Raw genomic sequence first — 24,704 nt, forward strand, 5'->3', positions numbered from 1 at the left:
TTTTTTTATAACAACCCTTTAGAACTAGATATCTTGTTAAAAGTAATTTTTTTTACTGCCATTTTAATAGATCTAGCAAAACATTTGAAAATAGATTCTATTTTATGATGCTCATTATTTCCTAAAGCTTTTATATATAGATTGCACTTTGCATTTAAAGAAAAAGATTTAAAAAAATGGTAGAACATTTCTGTAGGAACATTTCCAATTTTTTCTCTAAAAAATTCTACGTTCCATATAAGGTCACTTCTTCCACTAAGATCTAAAGCAACTGTCGATACACAATCATCCATAGGAAGAATAAAAAATCCATACCTATTTATACCTCTTTTATTTCCTAAAGAATTACAGAATACTTTTCCCAATGTAATTGCCGTATCCTCTATAGTATGATGTTCATCAACATATAAATCACCTATGGTTTCTATATTCATATTCATAGAACTATGAATCGAAATTTGTTTAAGAAGATGATCAAAAAAACCAATATCAGTTTTTATGTCATTCTTTCCGTATCCATAAACAGAAAGATTTATTTTTACATTAGTTTCATAAGTTTTTCTTTGCAAAAAAGATTGTCCACTGCAATTAAATCGTAAATATTCATATATTTCATTCCATTGATCAGTTATTAATGAAATTATATTTTTTAAATTTTTTCCATTATAAAAATATTCTTCATTTTTTCTATTACCATCTTTTTTTATCCATATAGATTTACAACCTAAATTATAGGCTAACAAAATATCGGTAAATCGATCTCCAATAACAAATGATTTCTCTATATCATATTTTTTTGTTAAATAAGAAGTTAACATTCCTATTCCTGGTTTTCTCGTAGATTTTTTTTCATGTTGAAACGTTTGATCTATATGAACAGAAAAAAATTGAATTCCTTCTGATTTCATTATATTTATAATGTGATCATGTATCGGCCAAAAAGTTTGTTCTGGAAATTTTGATGTACCTAATCCATCTTGATTTGATACCATGACTAGTTCAAATTCAAGTTCTTTATATATTTTAGATAAAAAAAAGATGACTTTTGGAAGAAAGTGAACTTTTTCAATTGAATCGATTTGATGAGTACGAGGACATTCCTCAATAATAGTTCCATCACGATCAATAAACAATATTTTTTTCTTATGCATTTTTTGAATGAGAGTAACTTTGAATCTGTTTGATTAGAAATTGATTTTCTTTATGAGTCCCTATAGTAATCCTTAAACAATCATGACATAAATGAATGTTAGATCGATCTCGAACAAAAATTTTTTGATGCATCAAATAATGATAAAGATGTTTAGAAGAAAATTTTATTTTTACTAGCAAAAAATTTGTTGAACTTGGATATACTTTTTCTACAATAGAAATGTTATTAAGATGGGTTTCCATATATTTTCTTTCTGAGATCAATCGGTTAAGATGATAGAAAAATAAATCTTTATTTTCGAGTGCTTTAATGGCAATTTCTTGAGAGATCATATTAATGTTATATGGATATTTTATTTTATTCATCCATTTTATAATAGATTTAGATGCAATTCCAATTCCAATTCTTATTCCTGCTAAACCCCAAGATTTCGATAATGTTTGCATAATTACTAAATTAGGATATTTATGAATTTTTTCTGAAAAAGAGGTTTCATTGGAAAAATCAATATATGCTTCATCTAATACAATAATTCCATTAAAATTTTTAATAATGGTTTCAATATCTTTTTTATTTAAATCGTTTCCTGTTGGATTATTTGGAGAACAAATAAAAATAATTTTACTATTTTTCTTTTGTAAAAAATTTTCAATTTTGTTCATATTCAATTGATATTTTTCTTCAGTGAGAGGAATTTTTACCACATTTGCTCCATGAATTTTTCCACTTACTTCATACATATCATATGTAGGTGGAAAAATGATAGAATGATCTATTCCAGGACGAGAAAATATGCGATAAACTAAATCAATAATTTCATCACTTCCATTTCCTAAAAAAATATTATGTACAGGAATATTTTTAATTTCTGATATTTTTTTTTTAAGGGATGTTTGAAAAGGATCTGGGTATCTATGATAAGAATTAGCAACAGATAATGTTGATCCAAACGCATTTTCATTGGCATCCAAAAATATATGTTCTTTTTCTATTTTATGTTCTTTTCTTGCTGATGTATAGGGATCTACATGAATGATATTATCTCTTATTAAAGAAAATAAATCAAAATTTGAATAGTGGTAACTCATAATTTTTTTAATTAATAATCTTGAACACGAATATCAACAGATTTTTTGTGTGCTAATAATCCTTCTTCATAAGATAAAGGACCAATACAATCTGATAGACTTTTTAATCCTTTTTTAGATATCTTTTGAAATGTAATTCTTTTTAAAAAACTATCAACGGATAATCCACTACAAGATTTTGCATACCCAAAGGTTGGAAGAACATGATTTGTTCCAGATGCATAATCTCCTGCACTCACTGGTGAATAATTTCCAAGAAATACGGATCCTGCGTTAATAATTTTTTCAGACCAATAACAAGCATCTTTGCAATTAATAATTAAATGTTCGGGAGCAATTTGATTAGATAGTGAAATACACTTTTCTAAGGAAGAAAGAATCACAATTTTACTGTTTTTTAATGATTTTTCAATAATATCTTTTTTCTTATATAGATAAGAAAATTGATTTTTTAATTCTTTTTTCACTGTATCTATCCAAAAATTTGTGTTTACTGTAAGTAAGTTAATATAACTTTTTCCGTCATGTTCTGATTGTGATAATAAATCAGAAGCAACATATTTTGGATTTGCAAATTCATCTGCAATTATAACTATTTCTGAAGGACCTGCAGGAATATCTATAGATACGTTATTTTTTTGAGATACAATTTGTTTAGCAGTTGTTACATAAGCATTTCCTGGACCAAAAATTTTATAAACATTAGGAATGCTTTCTGTTCCATATGCCATGGCTGCTATAGCTTGTGCCCCTCCTATTTTGTATACTCGATGAATATTCATATATTTAGAAACATATAACAGAGCAGGATGAATTTGTCCTTTTTTATTTGGAGGAGTACATAAAATGATGTCCTTACATTTTGCTAATTTTGCAGGGATTCCCAACATTAAAATTGTAGATAACAAGGGGGCATTTCCACCAGGAATATAAAATCCCACTTTTTCAATAGGGATATATTTATTCCAACAAGTAATTCCTGATGAAACGTTTATTTTTCTGCAATTTTTAGGAATGTTTTTTTCATGAAAAAATTTTATATTATTATATGCTTTTTCAACAGATGCTTTAAAAGAATTTGACAATGTTAGGGATGATTGAATAAAATCTTGTTTTCCAACCTGAAATTTATCAATATCTACTTGATCATATTTTTTACTATATTTTTTTAATGCTTCATCTCCATGTAACTTAACATCATTTATAATCGTATTTACTACATTATAATGAAAAATATTTTGATCATAATTTCTTTTTATGATAGGATTCCATTCATCAGGATATTTTAATACTTGTTGAATCATATGTATGATTTTCGTGTTATATTATAAAACAATTTTTTCTATAGGTAGGACTAGGATATCTTGAGCTCCTAATGATTTTAAATTTTCTATAATTCCCCAAAAATCATTTTCATTTACTACCGAATGTACAGCACTACATTCTGAATTTGCTAAAGGTAAAATAACAGGACTCTTAATTCCTGGGAGATAAGATATAATTTTATCTAATCGATCATTAGGAACATTTAAAAGAATATATTTATTATTTTTTGCTCTTTTTACGGCTCTAATTCTGAATAATAATTTATCCATAATAATATTTTTGGAAGAACATAAATTGAGATGAGAAGCTAAAACTGCTTCTGATTGAAGTACGGTTTCTACTTCTTTGAGTCCATTCATAAAAAGAGTTGATCCACTGCTTACTAAATCGCAAATACAATCCGCTAATCCTATACCAGGAGCAATTTCAACTGCTCCAGATATTTCATGTATCTCTGCAGAAATACATCTTTCCATAAAAAATTCTTGAACTAAAAAAGGATAACTTGTTGCAATTTTTTTCCCATGTAAATCTTCAATATCATGATATTTTGATGATTTCGGAATAGCAATAGATAATCTACATTTTCCAAATCCTAAAGTTTCTTTGATTTTGATTTTTTTTCTTTTTTCTAACAAAACATTTTTTCCAACAATTCCTATGTCTGCCACCCCATCTTCTAAATATTGTGGAATATCATCATCTCTTAAAAAAAGGATTTCTAAAGGAAAATTCATGGCCGTTGTTTTTAATTTATCTATTCCTATATTAATCTCAATACTGCAATCTTTCAACATTTTTATAGAGTCTTCATAAAGACGACCTGATTTTTGAATAGCTATTTTTAGTTTATCCATACCATAATAGGGAAAAAAGGATAAAAGCTTACAAGTGATAAGCTTTTATTTAGCAATCTTACATTTCTTTGATGCATTTCATTCATGCATTCTTACAAAGATAAAAACAATTTTTAAAATTTTATAATGAACCTTGTAATAAACGAATTTTAAGAAAAAAATGAAAATTGTTAGTTATAATATAAATGGAATTAGATCTGTGATTAGAAAAGGATTTGTAAATTGGATAAATATGTATCATCCAGACATAATATGTTTACAGGAAATTAAAGCATTTCCTGAACAAATAAATACTAGTTTATTTGAACATTTGAAATATTATTGTTATTGGTTCCCCTCTCAAAGAAAAGGATATAGTGGAGTTGCAATTTTATCAAAAAAAAAGCCATTGTATATAAAATATGGAATAGGATTAGAATCTATTGATAAAGAGGGAAGAGTATTACGTATAGATATCAATTTTGATAAAAAAAGAATATCAATTATTAATATATATCTTCCATCAGGAAGTAATATGGAAAAACGATTATCTTTCAAATTTTTTTTTATGAAGAAATTTTTTTCTTATATAAAAAAATTAAAAAAAAACATGAAAAATATTCTTATATGTGGAGATTTTAATATTTGTTATTCAGATATAGATATTCACGATCCTGAAAATAATCAAAATATTTCTGGATTTTTACCTCAAGAAAGAAAATGGATCGAAAATTTGGTAAGATTGGGATTTATAGATAGTTTTAGATTCTATGTCAAAACAAGAAACCATTACAGTTGGTGGAATTATCGTTTTAATGCGAGAAAAAAAAATAAGGGATGGAGAATTGATTATATTATGGTAAGTCATATTTTGGAAAAATATATGAAAAATGCTTATCTTTTACCAGAGATCTATTATTCAGATCATTGTCCAATGGTATTAGAATTATCTTCTTCGTTCGATTTCGATGGTAAAATGACCTGACTGGGATTCGAACCCAGGACCCTTACATTAAAAGTGTAATGCTCTACCAGCTGAGCTACCAGGTCCTTCATAAAACAAATATACTCATAAATTTTATGTTTTTTTTATGAAAATCACTTTAATCGGATATATGGGAAGTGGAAAAACTTGTATAGGAAAAAAATTATCAAAAAAAATAAACATTAATTTTTTTGACTTAGACAGTATTATCGAAAGTCATCAAAAAATATCCATATCAAATCTTTTTAAGAAAAAAGGAGAACCTTTTTTTAGAAAAATAGAACATAATATTTTAAAAACATTTCTTCAAAAAAATGAAAAATATATTTTATCTGTAGGTGGAGGAACTCCTTGTTTTTATAATAATATTCAATTATTAAATAAATATTCAAAAACTTTTTATTTGATAGTAAATACGTATACGTTATTTAAACGATTACTTTTAGATAAAGAGAAAAGACCATTAATTTCTCATTTTCAAAATGATGATTTATTTCAATTTATTATAAAAAATTTATCAAACAGAATAGGTTTCTATAACCAATCTATCAAAAAGATAGATGCAAACAACAAATCTCAAAATCAAATAGTGGAAACTATTATAAAACATCTTTAAAACAAACAAACGTATAATTATGAACAACGTATTGTATAATCGTTTAATTTCAGATGTAAAAAATTTTCTTTTGAATTATAAAAATGTTTGTATTGCTGTGAGTGGTGGTTTGGATAGTATGGTCCTTTTTAATTTACTTCTTGACCTTCCTTCCATTCAATTCGAAGTTGTTCATTGTAATTTTCAGTTAAGAAAACATGAATCTGATCAAGATGAAGTATTTGTAAAAAGATTTTGTTATGAAAAAAAAATTCCATGTCATGTAAAAAAATTTGATACGTTATCTTTTTCAAAAAACAATCATATTTCTATACAAATGGCAGCAAGAAAATTGAGATATGATTGGTTTAATCAATTATTAAAATCACAATCATATGAATGCATTTTATTGGCACATCATTTTGATGATTCTATAGAAACTTTTTTTATTAACATATTCAGAGGAACAGGAATTAGAGGGTTATTAGGGATTCCTAATAAAAATAAGAAATTTATTCGTCCTCTATACAATTTTACTAAAAAAGAAATATTCCTTTATGCAAAACAAAAAAATATTTTTTGGAGAGAAGACAGTAGTAATAGTAATAAAAAATATTTAAGGAATAAAATACGTTTCAATTTTCATCAATCATCTTTTTATTCATATCCATTTTATAATGGATTGAAAAAAACAATGAATCATCTAAAAAAGGAAAATATGATAATAAATCAAGAAATCAAAAAAGTCTATCATTCCGTAACTTTATCAATCAAAAAAAATCCTTTTATTTGGAAAATATCTTATCAAAAAATCAAAATGTTGAATCCTCTATCTTATTATTTGTTTAAATTATTTTCTCCTTACGGATTTCGTGACATAAAAAGTATTGAACGATTGATATATTCCCAGTCGGGAAGACAAATTGTTTCTCATAAATATCGAATGATTAAAAATAGAGATCATTGGATTATGTTTGATAAACATATGTTATCAGAAAATCAAAAAAAAATATTTTTTATTCACAATTTTAAAGAAATTAAATATTTCAATTTTCCTTTAAAAATTAAATTTATTGTAAATCCTAATATAAAATATAAAAAAAATATTTTTATTGTAGATTTTGAAAAAATTCAGTTTCCTTTATTAATAAGAACATGGAGAAAAGGAGACTTTTTTGTACCTTCTGACATAATTGGAAGAAAAAAGTTGAGTAAATATTATAAAGATAGGAAATTTTCTTTACTCAAAAAAGAACAAATATGGTTATTAATTAATGGTAATAAAGATATTATTTTAATTATAAAACACTGTTTAGATCATAGATATAAAGTAACAAAAAAGACAAAAAATACCTTAGGGATTATCTTTTAATAGTCTTTTAAAAAATTATTCTCTGTATGAAAAAAATGCATAACTTCAACGCAGGACCATCCATTTTACCAAAAGAAGTGATTCAACAATCGGCAAAATCTGTCTTAAATTTTAATAAATCAGGATTGTCTTTGCTTGAAATATCACATAGAAGTAAAGATTTCTGGAAGATTCTTGAAAAATCTACGCATTTAGTAAAATTAATTATGAAACTAGATGATAATTACTCTGTGTTATTTTTGCAAGGCGGAGCTACATTGCAATTTTCTATGGTTCCTTATAATTTAATGAATCAAAAAGCTGCTTATCTAAATACAGGAATATGGGCAAAAAAGGCCATAAAAGAAGCAAAACTTTTTGGAAAAGTAAATGTATTATTTTCTGGAGAACATAAAGGATATAATTATATTACAAATAAATATGTAGTTCCAGAAGAAATGGATTACTTTCATTGTACATCTAATAATACCATTGTAGGTTCACAAATGAAAATATTTCCAAATACTTGTGTCCCTATAGTTTGTGATATGTCTTCAGATATTTTTAGTAGAAAATTAAATTTTCAAAATTTTAGTTTAATTTATGCCTCTTCTCAGAAAAATATCAGTTCTTCTGGGATGACAATAGTAATTATAAAACATGAAATATTGGAAAAATATAAAAAGAATATTCCTTCTTATATGGATTATAAAATACATCTTAAAAATCATGGAATATTTAACACTCCGAATGTTTTTTCTATTTATACTTCTATGTTAACTTGTGAATGGATTATTCAACAAGGAGGATTAGAAGTATTAGAAAAACATAATAAATATAAATCGAAACTTTTATATGAAGAAATAGATAGAAATACTTTTTTTGAAAATAAAATAAATAAAGAAAATCGTTCGTGCATGAATGTTACATTTTTTTTGAAAGAAGAAAAATTGAAAAAAGAATTTGATAATATGTGGAAGTTCGAAAATATTGTTGGTTTAGAAGGATATCGAATATTTGGAGGATATCGAGCAAGCATGTATAATGCACTTCCATTAGAAAGTGTTCATGTATTAATTAATGTAATGAAAAAATTTGAAGAAAAATTTTCATGAAAATAGAAGATCAATACCTTTTTATAAAAAACAAAATACCATCATTTGTTAAAATTTTAGTTGTATCAAAAAATCAGAAAATTACTTCTTTAGAAAAATTGTATAACATAGGACAAAAAGATTTTGGGGAAAATTATACTCAAGAAATGATAAAAAAATATCATACTTTACCCAAAGATATACGATGGCACATGATTGGAAAAATTCAAAGTAATAAATTAAAATATTTTGTTCCATTCATTCATTTGATTCATAGTGTTCAAAAATTGAAACATATCAAAATGATTAATAAAATAGGATGTAAAGAAAATCGTGTTATTCATTGTTTGTTACAAATAAAAATTTGTGAAGAAAAAAGTAAATCAGGAATTACTTCTCATGAAGCTTATGAAATATTAAAACGAAGTCAAAATATGAAATATATCAAATTCGTTGGATTAATGGGGATGGCCTCAATGGGAGACATGAAAAAAGTATCTCAAGAATTTTCGTATCTTCAAAAGATATATAATGATTATAAAACATTATACCAACATAACGTACTATCCATGGGAATGAGTAGAGATTATCATATTGCTATAGAAAAAGGAAGTACATTAATTCGATTGGGAAATGTAATATTTAACAACAAATAAATTTCTATTCCTAAATAATGGAATTTATATAACTTTTGATACTTTTTTCTAATTGTTTTTCATCAATAGATTGAATAAAATTACTGCCGATGATTCCTCCGTTCGAATATTTACATACTGTTTGAAAAGATTTTTTATCACTAATTCCAAAACCAATTAATTTTGGAATTTTAATTGGCAATTTTTTGATGCGTTGAAAAAATAATATTTGTTCACTACCAAAATGATTTTTATTTCCTGTAATTGAATTAGAAGATACTAAATATAAGAATCCACTAGTGAGTTTACTTAAAGATAAAATTCTTTCATAGCTGGTGTTTGGAGTGATAAGGAAAATCATAGATAATGAATATTCTTTAAATAATACTTGATACTTATTTACAAACAAATCTGACGGAAGATCAGGAATAATTAATCCAGATATACCTGATTCTTTACATTTTTTTAGAAATTTTTTTTCTCCAAACTGATATATTTGATTAAAATATCCCATAAGAATAATAGGAATGTTTATGTATTTTTTGATCGCATGGAACTGATGAAATAACAGTGAAACATTCATTCCATTTTTTAATGATATTTTATTACTGTTTTGTATTACCCCTCCATCTGCCAAAGGATCGGAATAAGGAATTCCTACTTCTACTAAATCCACTCTAAGATCTTGTAATATTCTTAATATTTTTTCTGTACTGTCAATTTTAGGATATCCTGCGGTAAAATAAATACATAAAATATTTTTATTTTTTTTGTTAAATAAATAATTTAATTTATTCATAAAACCTGAAATTTTTTAAAAAATTTTTCATATGTATGAATATCTTTATCTCCTCTACCGGATAAAGTAATAACGACAATATCATTCTTTTTGAATGAAATTTTTTTTAATGCAGACAAAGCATGAGCACTTTCCAAAGCAGGAATAATTCCTTCTAATTTCATCAATTCGTATGCTGATATCAAAGCTTCTTCATCAGTAGAATTTATGAAAGTAGCTCTTTTTTTTTCAAAAAGATTTGCATGCATTGGCCCAATTCCAGGATAATCTAATCCAGGAGATATAGAATAAGCAGGAAGAACTTGTCCATCTTTATCTTGTAGTAGCATCGTCATGCTTCCATGTAATATTCCTTTAGATCCACAACAAATAGATGCAGCATTTTTTTTTGTTTTTATTCCAAGTCCAGCTGCTTCTACTGCTATAAGTTTCACTGATTTATTATTTAAAAAATGATAAAAAGATCCTGCAGCATTACTTCCACCTCCTACACAACTAATGATATAATCAGGATTTAAATATCCTTTTTCTTCTATTTGTAATTGAATTTCTTCGCTTATAATTGACTGAAAATCACAAACTATCTGAGGATATGGATGAGGCCCTACGGTTGATCCAATGAGATAATAACTTTCATGATGATTAATCCAATAACGAATAGATTCATTTACTGCATCTTTTAAAGTTTTATTTCCACTAGAAACTGATACTACTTTAGCTCCAAGCATTTTCATTCTAACTACATTTGTTTGTTGACGAAGGATATCTAATTCTCCCATAAAAATAATACATTTAAAATCCATTAATGCACATATTGTTGCAACGGCAACACCATGTTGGCCAGCACCTGTTTCAGCAATAATATGTTTTTTACCTAATTGTTTTGCAATCAAACTTTGTCCGATTGCATTATTGATTTTATGTGAACCGGTATGGTTTAAATCTTCTCTTTTTAAAAAAATTTTTGCATTGTATATTTCGGAATATTTTTTACAGAAAAAAAGAGGCGTTGGTCTACCAACATAATTTTTTAATATTTTTCTATACAATTTTTGAAAATCATGATTTTTTTTACATTTCTGATTGTATGTATTTATCAGTTCATTAATATTATGATTTAACATTTCTGGAATAAATGATCCTCCAAATTTCCCGTAAAATCCATTTTCGTCAACAAAATATTTCATAAACTTCTTATTTCTTTTATAAAAATTTCTAACATTTTTTCATTCTTCTTTCCAGGAAAAATTTCAAATTTACTATTAATATCAATGCCAAATATTTTTGGATGTGATATTTTTTTTATTTTATCAATATCTTTTAAACTAATCCCACCACTTAAGAAAAATTTTATATTTCCATCATATTCTTGAATTCTTTCCCATTGAAATTTTTTTCCGCTTCCTCCATTGTTATCCCATAAAAAATAAGAACAAAAAGGAATGTATTCTATTATTTTTTTAAAAGAAAAAAAATTATGTATTTTAAAACTTTTAATGATTTTAAATCCTTTTTCAAATAATTTTCTACATAAACAAGGAGATTCCATTCCATGTAATTGGATAAAGTCTAATTTATTTTTCTTGTATATTTCAACTATTAAATTTTCATTTTCGTTAACAAAAACCCCCGTTTTAAATATATTTTTTGGAATATTTGGAACAGAAAAAGATTTACCAACAAATCTAGGAGATTGATCATAAAATATAAATCCAATAAAATCAGGATATAAATGAGATATCTTATTAATATTATATTTTAATCCACATATTTTTATTTTTAATAATCGATTATGCATTTCTTCATCAAAAATTATATTATTTAATTTTCTAAGGATTGAATAAAATTTTTACAAACTTCTCCTGGATCCCTATTCTTCATAAAATATTCTCCAATCAAGAATCCTTGAAATCCTATTTTTCTTAGTTGCATAATACGATTTTTATTATTAATTCCACTCTCTGCTATCTTTATGTAATCTTTCGGAATTTTCGAACATAGTTCGAAACAAAGATGATGATCTACGAAAAAATTATTTAAATCTCGATTATTAATTCCTATAAAATCTATATAATCTGTAATATTCTCTAATTCATGCTCATTATGTACTTCGAATAATACTTCTAGTCCAAGATTTTTAGCAAGTTTTGAAAAATTTTTGATTTCTTCTTTTTTTAAAAATTTTGATATTAATAAAATCACATCTGATCCTATCGATTTGGATTCTATAATTTGATATTCATCAATAATAAAATCTTTTCTTAACAAAGGGATATTTAATAACATTCGAGATGTTTCAAGGTTTTCATTTTTACCAGAAAAAAAATGAAAATCTGTTAAAATTGATACTCCGCAAACACCTGCATTTTCATAATCTTTAACTACCTTTTCTAACTTAATATTCTTATTAATTATACCTTTAGAAGGAGATTTGATTTTAAATTCTGCAATAATTCCTGTATTACTTTTTACGATCGATTTTTTAAGCGAAAACGTTTTTCTTTTAAAAAAAGAATGTTTTTCTAACTTTTGAATTGGATTGATTTTCTTCCTAATTTGAACTTCCTTTTTTTTTGTATACAAAATTTTTTCAAGAATATTCATACACTTAAAAATTTTTTTAAAACATTTTTTGCTCTTCCACTGGTTAGAGCATATTCCGCTTTATTATAATTTTCTTCAAAACTATCACAATTCATAATATTCAAAGCAAAGGTTGCATTCGTTAAAACCACTGTATTTTGAAAAATACTTCCTTTTCCTGATAAAATATTTATGAATGTTCGAACATTATCTTTTATATTATTTCCTCCTCTTAATTCAAAAGGATTTACATTCACATGTTTTTTATTAACTAATTGTTCCATATAATAATATCGTTCTCCTCTAGAAGTATAACATTTAACATCATTAGTAAGTGTAATTTCATCGTATCCATCTACGCTATGAATAATAGAATAATTACTATCCATTTCTTGATACAAATAATTATAAATTCTTGCTAATTCTAAGTTACTTACTCCTAATAGCTGATTTTTTGGATATCCTGGATTCAATAATGGACCAAGTACATTAAAAATAGTTCTTACCCCTAAATTTTTCCTTACATCCATCATATGATTCAAACATGGATGAAATATAGGAGAATGTAAATAACAAATTCCTACTTTATCCAATTGGTATTTTAATTTATCTTCTTGATTTGTAAATTGACATCCGAGTTCTTTCAATAAATTTGAAGATCCTGTTGTGGATGTATATCCAAAATTTCCATGTTTGATTACCTTTTTTCCTGTTCCTGCAACAATAAAACAAGCTAAAGTGGAAATATTAAAGGTATTCTTTCCATCTCCTCCTGTTCCAACAATGTCAATAGCATTAAAATCATTAAAATTTAACTTAATAGATAACTCCATTATTGCTTTTTTAAATCCTTTTATTTCTAATAACGTTGGATTTCTCATATTATATACAGATATAATAGCGATAGATTGAGTAGTATTTATTTTTCCATTTGATAGTTCTATAATAAGATTTTTTGCCTCAGATTCTGTTAAAGTTTTTTCTTCAAAAAGATGTTTTAATACTTGATTCATAAGTAATTATCATTTGAATTAATTGAGCCAATTATCTATTATTTTTTCTCCATATGGAGTTAAAAGAGATTCTGGATGAAATTGAACTCCACATACATCATAAAATTTATGACGTAGTGCCATAATCTCTCCATTATTACCAACAGCAGTTATTTTCAATTCTTTGGGAAAATTTTTATGAGAAATAATCCAAGAATGGTAACGTCCGACTATAATCTCTCTAGGTAATTTTTTAAAAAGAATTTCTTCAGAATCAATAATTTTTATTACACTGGATATTCCGTGATATACTTTTTTTGTATTAATTAATTGAGCTCCAAATACTTCGCCAATAGCTTGTTGACCCAAACAAACACCAAAAATACTCTTAGTTGATGCAAAGGTTTTTACAAGAGGTTTTAAGATATGAGCTTCATCGGGGATTCCCGGCCCTGGAGAGAGAATAATCTTATTGTATTTCTCCACATCTGATAAATTAATTTCATTATTTCTTGATACTTTTACAGAATTTTTAGTTAATTTTTTAACTACATAAACAAGATTATAAGTAAAAGAATCATAGTTGTCTAAAATTAATATTTTCTTCATCATAATACTTCATATAAATTTGGCTAATTCTATAGATTTAAACAATGCCATCAGTTTATTATTCACTTCTTCGTATTCTGTTTTTTCTTTTGAATCAGCTACAACCCCAGCTCCAGCTTGGAAAAATAGAATATTATCTTTGCTAAGAAAAGAACGAATTGCAATAGCCGTATTGACATATGAATTTTTCATTCCAAAAAATCCAATAGCACCTCCATATATTCCTCTGTTTTGATTTTCTATTTCATCTATTAATTTCATGGCTTTATATTTAGGTGCTCCTGAAAGTGTTCCCGATGGAAAAGTATCAACAAATACTTTGATAAATGATACATTATTTTCTAATTTTCCAGAAACTTGGGATACCATATGTAATACATGCGAATAATATTGAATTTCTTTAAATTTTTCTATTTTTATATCAGAAGAGTTCTTACTTAAATCATTTCTAGCTAAATCCACTAACATAACATGCTCTGAATTCTCTTTGGGATCGTTTAAAAGAATATTCGATAGTTTTTTATTTTTTTTTTTATTTTTCGTTTTTCTTATAGTTCCTGCTATAGGATTAATATAAGCAATTCCATCATCAATGATTAATTGAGATTCAGGAGAAGAACCAAATAATTTGTAATCTCCATAATCAAAATAAAATAGATATGGAGATGGATTAATGAACCGTAATGCACGATATACATTAAATTCATCTCCTTTAAATTTTTGTTGAAATTGACGAGATAAAACAATTTGAAAAACATCTCCTCGTAAACAGGAATCTATTCCTTTTTTTACCATACTTTTATATTCATTTTCCGTAACATTCGAAGATCGAACACCAACAGGTCTAAATGGATAATATGAAAATTTATTCTTTTTTGCTATATCTATCAGTTGATCAATTTTTGTTGTTTTTTCGTTATCCATTTGGTGTTCAATAAAATGTAATTCGTTATAGAAATGATGAAAAACAATTAAATTCTTATAAAATACTAATCGTATTTGAGGAATATTATATGACTTTTGAATCGGAACATGAAATGCAATTTTTTCAAAATATTGAATACTATCATAAGATAAATATCCATATAAACCAGAATAATAAATCGAATAATTATCGATATGAAATTTATCTAGAAAATCTTCTATCAAATTTTTTATATGTAATTTATTTTTTATAAAAACGTGTTTATGTACCTTATTTGGATATAAAATTTTCAATACATTATCATGTAAAATCAATTCTGATATTGGATTTAAACAAAAAATAGAAGAATTATTTTTAAATAATTTAGAATCATGAAATTCTAAAAGTAACGTATTTGGGAAAATGTCTCTTAACTTTAAATATAATTCTATAGGTGTAATACTATCCATAAAAATTTTTTTCTGAATAGTTTTAAAATTAAATTTAAACATGCTTTTATGGTTATTATTGATGAATAAAAGACTTTCTATTTGAAATGAATAGCCTGAAAACAAGGATTGCAAAAGAACAATAGGGAAATCTATTTGCTTTTTTGAGTTTGATAATAAATCACAATCGTCTTTCTATTCAAAGATAAGTATTTTTTTTATCTTACTTCATTATGTTCGTTTTTACAATCTCTCATAAATGCACAAAAAATTGTATTAGTGAAAAATATTTTTTACTTTAAATGTTTATCATAAAAAAAGAAGAACAATCGATTTGAATATTAAATAATATTTATGAACATCGATAAAATGTTCAATTTTTTTATATTTTTTATAATTAAATAATAGTATGAATTTCGATAATGTTATGAGATATAGTAAAAATCATGAGTGGATTAAATTAATTAATCAAGAAAATGTAGGAAACAATAAATATGCATATATAGGAATTACTGCATTTGCAAAAAAAGAATTAGGAGATATCGTTTATTTAGATATTGAAGAGGAAATTCTAGGAAAAACAATGAATAAAAACGAAGTATTTGGAACGATTGAAGCAGTCAAAACAGTATCAGATTTATTTATTCCAATATCAGGAATTGTATTAGAAATCAATGAACAACTAATATCTCAACCAGAAATTCTTCATAAGGATCCCTATGAAGAATGGATGATTAAAATAAAAATCTTAGATATAAATGAATATCATGGATTAATGTCTTTCCAAGAATATGAGGAATATACAAAAAAAACATAATGTTTAATTTTTTATGATAAGAAACAAATGTTATAAAATTCTTGATGATAAACAAGTTTCTGTTAAACTCATTGATTTTCATCATGAAAATGTTACAAAAATTCATTTTTTTATTCCCAATATTCATTGTAGTTCTTGTATATCTACATTAGAAAATTTATACAAAAAAAACGAATATATATTGGATTCAATAGTAGATTTTCCAAACAAAAAAATTTGGATTACTTTCAATAATAAATTTTTAAAAATCAGTGATATTGCAAAATTACTGAATAAAATTGGGTATCCTCCTTCTACTGATTTTGCTTCAATAGCAAACCATCAAAAAAAAAACGAAATTTTTTTTTATCGTAATTTCATCGGAAAACTAGCTATTTCATTTTTTTGTTTTGGAAACGTTATGCTTCTTTCATGTCCGGAATATGTTGGATCTTATCAAGATCCTTGGTATTATGATAATCGATATTTTTTTCGTTATTTTATGTTTTTTCTCTCTTTACCAGTATTCGTTCTATTTTTTATAGAACACATAAAATATGCTTTTTTAGGATTGAAAAAACATATTGTAAATATGAACTTACCCATATCTGTAGGAGTAATCGTTTTATTCTTTTGGAGTTGTTATGAAATATGTTTTGATTTAGGATCTGGATATTTTGATAGTCTTTGTGGATTCTCTTTTTTTTTATCAATAAGTAAATTATTTCAAGTACATACCAATAGTAGAATTTTTTCTTTTAAAAGAAATTATAAATCCTTTTATCCTATTTTAATTACAAAAATCGATAACTATGGAAAAGAAAAAGAAATCCTACTTTCCTCTTTAAAAGAAGGAGATATTATTCTAATTAGAAATCAAGAAATTGTTCCAGCAGATTCTTTATTAATCAAAGGAAATGCAAGTATAGATAATAGTTTTATTACAGGAGAATCCTATTTGATAAAAAAGAAAGTTGGTGAGCATATCTATGCTGGTTCTAAACAGAAAGGAGAGAGAATTTATTTGAAATTGATCAAGGATGTAGATCATAGTTATTTAAGTGCTTTATGGAATAAGAGTAAAAAAAACATAAAAAAAGACATCTACTTAAATTCAATAGTAAACATATTGGGAAAATATTTTATAATCTTTGTTTTTTTGATATCATTATTCACAGGAATATATTGGAGTATATTTAATACAAATAAAATATTTTATACAATTTTTTCTGTTTTAATTATTACTTGTCCTTGTGCTTTATCTCTTTCTAGTCCATTAATATTTGGAATGATAATCAATTTTTTATCTAAAAAAGGATTTTATATTAAAGATATTTTTACCATGGAACAAATCTCTTATATAGGAACTTTGATTTTTGATAAAACAGGAACGTTGACTGATCCTAATAAATATCGTATTCATTTTGTAGGACATTTAAATAGATATGAAAAAATACTAGTTTCTTCTTTATTAAGAAATTCTACCCATCCTTTAAGTCAACGACTTTTAAAAGAATTATCAATCAACACTTATGTTTCCATTAAAAATTTTAGAGAAATAGAAGGAAAGGGATTAGAATGTTATGTAGAAAATATGCTCATTAAAATCGGTTCTACGAAATATTTAAACATAAATATTGATAATGAACAAAATAATAAAACAGTTGTAGCAATATCAATCAATCATAATTTATTAGGATATTTCTCATTTCAAAATTATTATCGAAAAGGAATAAAAAATATTTTTCAATCATTAAAACAATACAAAATAGTTATTTTATCTGGAGATAATAATGATAAAGAAAAAAACCATTTAAAATCGATCCTTCCTAAATCAAGTAAAGTATTTTTTAATCAAAATCCGGAAGATAAATTGAATTATGTAAAAAAATTACAAAAAAATGGAGAAAAAGTCATGATGTTTGGAGATGGAATTAACGATTGTGCTGCATTGAATCAAAGTAATATAGGAGTTGCAGTATCTGAAAATCCTACCAATTTTTTTCCTAGTTGTGATGCTTTTTTACAATCAGATTGTTTACATAAAATTTATTTATTTTTAAAAATATCAAAAATCTCTACTAAATTAGTTATATTTAATTTTTTGATTAGTTTTTTTTATAATGTTTGTGGAATTATCTTTGCCGTAACAGGAAATTTAAAACCTATTATTGCTTCTTTTCTCATGCCTTTAAGTTCTATTTCTGTGATTATTTTTTCTATTGTATCAACTTGGATAGTTTCAAAAAAATTGACATATTAATACTTATGGATATAATAATAATCATGATTTTATCAAGTGTTTCTCTGGGTGGTTTTTTCCTTATACTTTTTCTTATTAGTTTATTCTATGGAAAACAATTTGATGACTTTGATTCTCCAAAAATGAGAATTTTAATGGAAGATGAATAATTCAAAAAAAATAAAATATTTATTTTATAATGAAATCAAAAATCTATTATTATAATAATAGTATTGTAAAAGCCTTTTTATACGCTACGATGTTTTGGGCTTTCTTTAGTTTTCTGGCCGGATTATTTATTGCTTTATTATTATTCTGTCCAAGAATTCCTGAGTTTATATTTGGAGATCATTTGCAAGATACAAAAGGAATTTTTGGATTTGGGAGATGGAGAATGTTGCATACTAATACAGCAATTTTCGCTTTTGTAGGAAATGTAATTTTTACTGGATATTATTACGCATTGCAACGTTTATTAAAAACTAGAATTTTCAGTGATATTCTTAGTTGGATTCATTTTTGGGGATGGCAAGCATTTATTGTTTCTACTTGGATAACATTTTTATTAGGAATAAATACCAGCAAGGAATATGCAGAACATGAATGGCCAATAGATATTTTAATCTTTTTAATTTGGATCATTTATGGAATCAACGTTATAGGTAGTATTTTAAAAAGAAGAATTAAGCATTTATATGTTAGTATTTGGTTCTTGTTAGGTACTTGGGTTGCAATGGCAATGCTTCATATATTCAATAATCTAGAACTTCCCATATCCCTTTTATCTTTTAAAAGTTATTCCATTTATGCAGGAGTACAAGATGCCTTAATGCAATGGTGGTATGGACATAATGCTGTTGCATTTATTTTGACTACTCCTATTCTCGGACTTATGTATTATTTTGTTCCAAAATCTTCTAATCAACCTATTTTTTCTTATAAACTATCTATTGTACATTTTTGGTCATTAATATTTATATACATATGGGCTGGACCTCATCATTTAATGTATACATCTTTGCCTAATTGGGCTCAAATGTTAGGAACAATTTTTTCTATTATGTTGATTGCTCCTTCTTGGGGAGGAATGTTGAATGGTCTTTTAACATTAAGAGGGGCATGGGATAAGGTAAAAAAGGATCCTATCCTTAAATTTTTTGTTGTTGGAATTGCTTGTTATGGAATGGCTACTTTTGAAGGACCCATGTTAGCAACTAAAACGTTAAATTCCATTGCTCATTTTACTGATTGGGTCATTGCTCATGTTCATTTAGGTACTTTGGGATGGAATGGATTTATGGCATTTGGAATAATCTATTGGATAACCAAAAAATTATGGAATACGAATTTATATTCTAAATCGTTAGCAAATTTTCATTTTTGGATGGGCGTGATAGGAATTATTCTATATATATTTCCCATGTATATCGGATCGATTATACAATCTTTAATGTGGAAAAGATTTAATCCGGATGGTACGTTATTACACAAAAACTTCTTAGATTCTGTAATGGCTATTATTCCATTTTATAAAATGAGATTTATAGGAGGATTAATTTATTTCATAGGATTTTTATCTATGATATATAATGTATTAAAAACAATTTATAATGGTCATTTCGTTGATAATGAAAAATTTCAATTCTATGTTGATCCTAATATTGAAGAAAAAAATGAAGGATTTCATAGTTGGTTAGAAAAAAAACCAATACAATTAACTATTTTTTCTTTTCTCGCTGTTGCTATTGGTGGTTTTATAGAAATTATTCCTACTATAATTATTAAGTCTAATGTTCCTACAATACATAATGTGAAACCATACAGTGCATTAGAACTAGAAGGAAGAGATTTATTTGTAAGAGAAGGATGTAATGGATGTCATAGTGCTCAAGTTCGTCCTTTTAGAGATGAAGTTGTTCGTTATGGAGAATATTCTAAAGCTGGTGAATTTGTATATGATCATCCATTTTTATGGGGTTCTAAACGTACTGGTCCAGATTTAGCGAGAGAAGGAGGAAAAAATCCAAGTTCTTGGCATTATAATCATATGTTAAATCCTAGATCAACCTCTCCTGGTTCTATTATGCCAAGATATCCATGGTTAATATCTAATAAACTAGATCGATCTAATACAGAGAAAAAAATGAAAGCTATGATGAAATTAGGAGTTCCATATAATGAAAAATATATAAAAAATCTTTATAAAGACATGGATGAACAAGCAAAAAAGATTGTTTTTAACATTTATAAAGAATATCCAAAATTGAGAGAAGAAATAATAATGCAAGAAAAACGAGAAAAAGAAAAATTTATTCCATTAGAACAACGAGAAATTATTGCTTTAATTTCTTATTTACAAAGATTAGGAACCGATATAAAAACTTCTAATCATTCAAAATGAGTTTTTTTAAAAATTATTTTAGAGGAGAGAAACATATCGGGATCTTTCAATCCATTATTCTGGTAATTTTTCTTTTGTTTTTTTCTTTTATATTATTTTATGTTTTTTCAAAAAGTAAAAAATATTACGAATATATTAGTTTTATTCCTTTAGATAAAAAAAAAGAAAATCATGAGGTATAAAATTTCATCTTTCATTATGATTCCTTCTTTTTTATCTGTGATTATATTTGCTTTATACACTTTTCTTCGAAGTTATAATCGATTGGGATACATGACTGATCCTATTACTATATTTTTTATCATTGTAGTAACAATTTTATTAATTATTTTAGAATCTATTAATCATCTTATTTTCAAAATTCAACTACGATCTATTTCTGAAAAAGAAAAAAAGAAAATTTTAGAAAAAAATGAAGGAAATTATTTATATACTTTTTATAAATTTTTATTTTATGATCCGAAAATATTGAATAAAGGAGTAAGAAAAATTGATCATGGATTTGATGGAATTTTGGAATTAGATAATCAATTACCAGTCTGGTGGGTCCATCTTTTTTGCATTACCGTAGTATTTTCCTGTATATATTTTTTTTCTTATTTTTTGTTTGATTTTTCTGATCCATATAAAGAATATGATTATTCATACAAAAAACAATTACAAGAAATAAAAATTTTTGAAAAAAATACCCCTCAAACATCTTTATCGACCTCTTCCTTTAAAAAAAATATGGTAAATGAAGGACAAAAACTTTTTGAAGAAAATTGCTCTACTTGTCATCAATCAGATGGAAGTGGAAATATAGGGCCAAATTTAACAGATAACTATTGGATTAATCGAGTAGAAAAAGATCTTTACAAAAATATATTTTCTATGATATGGAACGGAAGTAAAAAAAACCCAACTATGCGTGCTTTTGGAAAAACTGGAGAAATCAAGGGAAATGATATTGAAAAAATATCGAGTTACGTATATTTTATTAACAAAAAAATTGAAAAACCTATCAAACAAAAAGATCCTCAAGGAACAAAAATATTGGAATGGGAATCAAAAAAATAGTTGAATATTTATTTTTTAATTTATGAAAATTAAATTCAATTGGGGTATTGGAATATCATTATCTATAATTTGTTTTATGATATTTATTCTATATATGGCTTTTTTCTTTCCAAATGTTGAAAGTCAACTGATTTCTAATAAATATTATGAAGATGAAATAAAATATCAGGAAATTATAAATGAAAAGAACAACGTATTGAATTTTCCAGAAAAAGTAAAAGTTATGATTTTATATAATGGAATTGAGATTCGATTTCCTTATGATTATGAAAATACAGTTCAAGGCTTTGTTAAGTTACTTCGATTTTCTTCGAAAGATTTAGATATCACAAAACATTTTTGTATTATAAAATATTGCGAAAAAAAAATTTTTATTCCAAAACATCAACTAAAAAGAGGATATTATAAACTTATAATTCGATGGAAATCAAATAATAAATTTTTTTTTGAAAAAAATTTATTTTGGGAATGAAAAATTGTACTTGTAATGTACAAGTATCATTAAAATTTGGTGTATGAAAAAAATGAAAAAAAAAATTAATGATTTGCGTGAAGAATCTTTAAAATATCACAGTAAATTCCCTCCTGGAAAAATACAAATTTCTCCAACAAAAAAATATAATAGTCAAAAAGATTTATCTCTTGCTTATTCACCGGGCGTTGCAGAACCATGCAGAGAGATAGTGGCTTCTCATAAAAAAGTATATAAATATACTTCTAAAGGAAATCTGATTGCTGTCATCACCAACGGTTCTGCAGTTTTAGGATTGGGAAATATAGGGGCATTGGCATCTAAACCAGTTATGGAAGGAAAAGCGTTATTATTCAAAATTTTTTCTGATATTGACGTGTTTGACATTGAAGTCAATGAATCAGATCCAGAAAAATTTATAGAAATAGTAAAATCGATATCTCCTACTTTTGGAGGAATTAATTTAGAAGATATTAAAGCTCCAGAAGCTTTTCAAATTGAAAAAAGATTAAAAGAAGAATTAGATATTCCTGTGATGCATGACGATCAACATGGAACTGCTATTATTTCAGGAGCTGCTTTGATCAATGCTGTAGATTATGTTAATAAAAAAATTAATAATATAAAGATAGTGGTGAATGGTGCTGGAGCAGCGGCTATTTCTTGTACAAGAATATACAAAAAGTTAGGAGTTAACCATAAAAATATTTTCATGTTTGATAGTAAAGGATTATTACATGTTTCAAGAAATGATTTAAATGATGAAAAAAAAGAATTTTGCATAGATACATATCCTATTCAAAATTTGAAAGAATCCATTAAGAATGCGGATGTATTTGTAGGATTATCTGTTGGAGGAATATTAACATCAGATATGTTAAAAAGTATGGCAAAAAATCCTATTGTTTTTGCTATGGCAAATCCTGATCCTGAAATTGACTATAATCTCGCTTTAAAAATTAGACCTGATATTGTTATGGCTACAGGACGAAGTGATTTTCCAAACCAAGTAAATAATGTTCTAGGATTCCCTTACATATTTAGGGGAGCTTTAGATGTTCAATCTAGTGTAATTAACGATGAAATGAAACTTGCTGCAGTATATGCAATTGCTAATCTTGCTAAAGAACCTGTACCAGAACAAGTAAATATTGCCTATAACAAAAAAAATATTTCCTTTGGAAAGGATTATATTATTCCTAAACCTCTTGATCATCGTTTAATTACTTGTGTATCTACTGCAGTAGCTAAAGCTGCAATAAATTCAGGAGTAGCGAAAAAAAAAATATTAGACTGGAATGTATATAAAGAGCAATTATTAGATAGGATTTCTTATGAAAGTAAAATGATTAGAACAATTAAACATAGAGCTCGTAAGAATCCTAAAAGGGTAGTGTTTTGCAATGGAGAAGAATATAACGTTCTAAAATCAGTACAAATTCTTATTGAAGAAGGAATTATTTATGATCCGATAATATTAGGAAATGAATCCATTATAAAAAAAACGATTATAAATAATAATTTATATATTAAATCTAAATATATTTTCGATCCAAAAAAAGAAGAAAATAAAAAAAAAATCAAACATTATGCTTCTATTTTTTGGAATAAAAAAAAGAGGGAAGGAGTTACTTTCGATGAATCGATTATAAAGATGAGAGATGGTCAATATTTTGGATCTATGATGTTAGATCAAAAAGAATCTGATATATTCATTACAGGATATTCCCAAAAATTTTCCTCAAGTTTGAAAACAGTGGTCAAAGTTTTAGGAATTAAAGATTCGAAAAAAAAGATTTCTTCTATGATGATAATCTTATCCAAAAGAGGATTTCTATTTTTTGCAGATACCGAAGTGATTAAAAATCCAACAAGTGAAGAATTATCTCAAATTGCTATTATGGTTTCTCGTGTGGTTAAAAAACTTGGAATTGAACCGCATATAGCTATGTTATCATGTCAAAATTTTTCATCAAATAATAAAACTTCCTCAAAAGTTGCTAATACAGTATCTTTTTTACATGATCAATATCCTAATTTGATAGTAGACGGCGAAATACAACCTGATTTTGCTTTAAATGAAAGACTACAGAAACGTTCATTTCCATTTTCAAAACTAGTTCAAAATAAATCAAACATATTTATTTTTCCAAATATTGAATCAGGTCATTTAACATACAAATTTATCAAAGGATTGGAAAATTTCAAAGTTATAGGTCCTTTTATGCTAGGAATTAGAAAGCCTGTACATATAATGCCTATGCATGCTGATATAGAAGAAATTGTAAATCTAACGACTTTAGCAGTAATAGATGCACAACTTAGAGAAGATTAA

The 24,704-nt window shown here is 25.6% G+C and carries 23 protein-coding genes and 1 tRNA gene; 12 read left to right on the forward strand and 12 right to left on the reverse strand.

Going from position 1 to position 24,704, the window contains the following annotated elements:
- Positions 1–5: 5 nt before the first annotated feature.
- From hisB to hisG, 4 genes are read right to left on the reverse strand one after another with little or no spacing between them, the layout of a single operon-like run.
- Positions 6–1,151: a bifunctional histidinol-phosphatase/imidazoleglycerol-phosphate dehydratase HisB gene (gene hisB, locus H0H42_RS00890; protein WP_185868657.1), complete on the reverse strand. Its 1,146-nt coding sequence runs from the start codon at positions 1,149–1,151 to the stop codon at positions 6–8.
- On the reverse strand, positions 1,144–2,241 hold the full coding sequence (hisC, locus tag H0H42_RS00895; RefSeq protein ID WP_185868658.1) for a histidinol-phosphate transaminase: 1,098 nt from the start codon (positions 2,239–2,241) through the stop codon (positions 1,144–1,146). Before hisC ends, hisB begins: the two co-directional genes overlap by 8 nt.
- Positions 2,242–2,252: 11 nt before the next feature.
- Complete coding sequence (gene hisD, locus H0H42_RS00900; RefSeq protein WP_185868659.1) at positions 2,253–3,545, reverse strand: histidinol dehydrogenase; 1,293 nt, start codon at positions 3,543–3,545, stop codon at positions 2,253–2,255.
- 21 nt (positions 3,546–3,566) lie between these two features.
- On the reverse strand, positions 3,567–4,424 hold the full coding sequence (hisG, locus tag H0H42_RS00905) for an ATP phosphoribosyltransferase (protein WP_185868660.1): 858 nt from the start codon (positions 4,422–4,424) through the stop codon (positions 3,567–3,569).
- A gap of 160 nt (positions 4,425–4,584) precedes the next feature.
- On the opposite strand from hisG, the gene H0H42_RS00910 reads away from it, so the two are divergent.
- Positions 4,585–5,388 (forward strand): exodeoxyribonuclease III, encoded by an 804-nt coding sequence (locus H0H42_RS00910; RefSeq protein WP_185868661.1) that lies wholly within the window; start codon positions 4,585–4,587, stop codon positions 5,386–5,388.
- Here the strand turns inward: H0H42_RS00910 and H0H42_RS00915 are convergent.
- Positions 5,381–5,453 (reverse strand) — tRNA-Lys (locus tag H0H42_RS00915). The genes H0H42_RS00910 and H0H42_RS00915 overlap by 8 nt on opposite strands.
- Positions 5,454–5,494: 41 nt before the next feature.
- Between H0H42_RS00915 and H0H42_RS00920 the strand changes: the two genes are divergently transcribed.
- From H0H42_RS00920 to H0H42_RS00935, 4 genes are read left to right on the forward strand one after another with little or no spacing between them, the layout of a single operon-like run.
- Positions 5,495–6,004, forward strand: coding sequence for a shikimate kinase (locus H0H42_RS00920; protein ID WP_185868662.1), 510 nt, complete (start codon positions 5,495–5,497; stop codon positions 6,002–6,004).
- 19 nt (positions 6,005–6,023) lie between these two features.
- Positions 6,024–7,355 carry a tRNA lysidine(34) synthetase TilS gene (gene tilS, locus H0H42_RS00925; RefSeq protein ID WP_185868663.1) on the forward strand — a complete coding sequence of 444 codons (1,332 nt, stop codon included), beginning with the start codon at positions 6,024–6,026 and terminating at the stop codon, positions 7,353–7,355.
- 26 nt (positions 7,356–7,381) lie between these two features.
- Entirely contained in the window at positions 7,382–8,449 is a 1,068-nt protein-coding gene (gene serC / locus H0H42_RS00930) for a 3-phosphoserine/phosphohydroxythreonine transaminase (RefSeq protein WP_185868664.1), read from the forward strand.
- Positions 8,446–9,084, forward strand: a complete 639-nt coding sequence (locus H0H42_RS00935; RefSeq protein WP_185868665.1) for a YggS family pyridoxal phosphate-dependent enzyme — start codon at positions 8,446–8,448, stop codon at positions 9,082–9,084. Before serC ends, H0H42_RS00935 begins: the two co-directional genes overlap by 4 nt.
- A 10-nt stretch (positions 9,085–9,094) precedes the next feature.
- Here H0H42_RS00935 and trpA read toward each other — a convergent pair whose 3' ends face one another.
- Genes trpA through H0H42_RS00970 form a run of 7 tightly spaced genes read right to left on the reverse strand, consistent with a single transcriptional unit; the run spans position 9,095 to position 15,462 of the window.
- Positions 9,095–9,862, reverse strand: coding sequence for a tryptophan synthase subunit alpha (trpA, locus tag H0H42_RS00940; RefSeq protein WP_185868666.1), 768 nt, complete (start codon positions 9,860–9,862; stop codon positions 9,095–9,097).
- Positions 9,859–11,049 (reverse strand): tryptophan synthase subunit beta, encoded by a 1,191-nt coding sequence (gene trpB, locus H0H42_RS00945; protein ID WP_185868667.1) that lies wholly within the window; start codon positions 11,047–11,049, stop codon positions 9,859–9,861. The genes trpA and trpB overlap by 4 nt, the downstream gene beginning before the upstream one ends.
- On the reverse strand, positions 11,046–11,660 hold the full coding sequence (gene trpF, locus H0H42_RS00950; RefSeq protein ID WP_185868668.1) for a phosphoribosylanthranilate isomerase: 615 nt from the start codon (positions 11,658–11,660) through the stop codon (positions 11,046–11,048). Before trpF ends, trpB begins: the two co-directional genes overlap by 4 nt.
- Before the next feature lie 23 nt (positions 11,661–11,683).
- Positions 11,684–12,466 carry an indole-3-glycerol phosphate synthase TrpC gene (gene trpC, locus H0H42_RS00955; protein WP_185868669.1) on the reverse strand — a complete coding sequence of 261 codons (783 nt, stop codon included), beginning with the start codon at positions 12,464–12,466 and terminating at the stop codon, positions 11,684–11,686.
- A complete protein-coding gene (gene trpD / locus H0H42_RS00960; protein ID WP_185868670.1) occupies positions 12,463–13,458 on the reverse strand; it encodes an anthranilate phosphoribosyltransferase in 996 nt (331 codons plus the stop codon). The genes trpC and trpD overlap by 4 nt, the downstream gene beginning before the upstream one ends.
- An 18-nt stretch (positions 13,459–13,476) precedes the next feature.
- A complete protein-coding gene (locus tag H0H42_RS00965) occupies positions 13,477–14,049 on the reverse strand; it encodes an anthranilate synthase component II (protein WP_185868671.1) in 573 nt (190 codons plus the stop codon).
- Between the two features lie 6 nt (positions 14,050–14,055).
- Positions 14,056–15,462: an anthranilate synthase component I family protein gene (locus H0H42_RS00970; RefSeq protein ID WP_185868672.1), complete on the reverse strand. Its 1,407-nt coding sequence runs from the start codon at positions 15,460–15,462 to the stop codon at positions 14,056–14,058.
- A gap of 346 nt (positions 15,463–15,808) precedes the next feature.
- On the opposite strand from H0H42_RS00970, the gene gcvH reads away from it, so the two are divergent.
- The 7 genes from gcvH (at position 15,809) to H0H42_RS01005 (ending at position 24,704) form a co-directional block, all read left to right on the forward strand.
- Entirely contained in the window at positions 15,809–16,216 is a 408-nt protein-coding gene (gene gcvH, locus H0H42_RS00975; RefSeq protein ID WP_185868673.1) for a glycine cleavage system protein GcvH, read from the forward strand.
- Between the two features lie 13 nt (positions 16,217–16,229).
- The gene (locus H0H42_RS00980; protein ID WP_185868674.1) at positions 16,230–18,458 is read left to right on the forward strand and encodes a heavy metal translocating P-type ATPase; all 2,229 of its coding nucleotides are present in this window, start codon (positions 16,230–16,232) and stop codon (positions 18,456–18,458) included.
- A 23-nt stretch (positions 18,459–18,481) separates the two neighbouring features.
- Entirely contained in the window at positions 18,482–18,607 is a 126-nt protein-coding gene (locus tag H0H42_RS00985) for a cbb3-type cytochrome oxidase assembly protein (RefSeq protein ID WP_394798840.1), read from the forward strand.
- A 29-nt stretch (positions 18,608–18,636) separates the two neighbouring features.
- Positions 18,637–20,838 carry a cytochrome-c oxidase, cbb3-type subunit I gene (gene ccoN / locus H0H42_RS00990; protein WP_185868676.1) on the forward strand — a complete coding sequence of 734 codons (2,202 nt, stop codon included), beginning with the start codon at positions 18,637–18,639 and terminating at the stop codon, positions 20,836–20,838.
- Positions 20,839–21,009: 171 nt separating this feature from the next.
- Positions 21,010–21,897 (forward strand): cbb3-type cytochrome c oxidase N-terminal domain-containing protein, encoded by an 888-nt coding sequence (locus tag H0H42_RS00995; protein WP_185868677.1) that lies wholly within the window; start codon positions 21,010–21,012, stop codon positions 21,895–21,897.
- A gap of 22 nt (positions 21,898–21,919) precedes the next feature.
- On the forward strand, positions 21,920–22,369 hold the full coding sequence (locus H0H42_RS01000) for a cytochrome C oxidase Cbb3 (RefSeq protein ID WP_185868678.1): 450 nt from the start codon (positions 21,920–21,922) through the stop codon (positions 22,367–22,369).
- Positions 22,370–22,421: 52 nt separating this feature from the next.
- Entirely contained in the window at positions 22,422–24,704 is a 2,283-nt protein-coding gene (locus tag H0H42_RS01005; RefSeq protein ID WP_185868679.1) for an NADP-dependent malic enzyme, read from the forward strand.

The sequence above is a fragment of the Blattabacterium cuenoti genome (genome assembly GCF_014252275.1).
GTDB classification, from domain to species: domain Bacteria; phylum Bacteroidota; class Bacteroidia; order Flavobacteriales; family Blattabacteriaceae; genus Blattabacterium; species Blattabacterium cuenoti_O.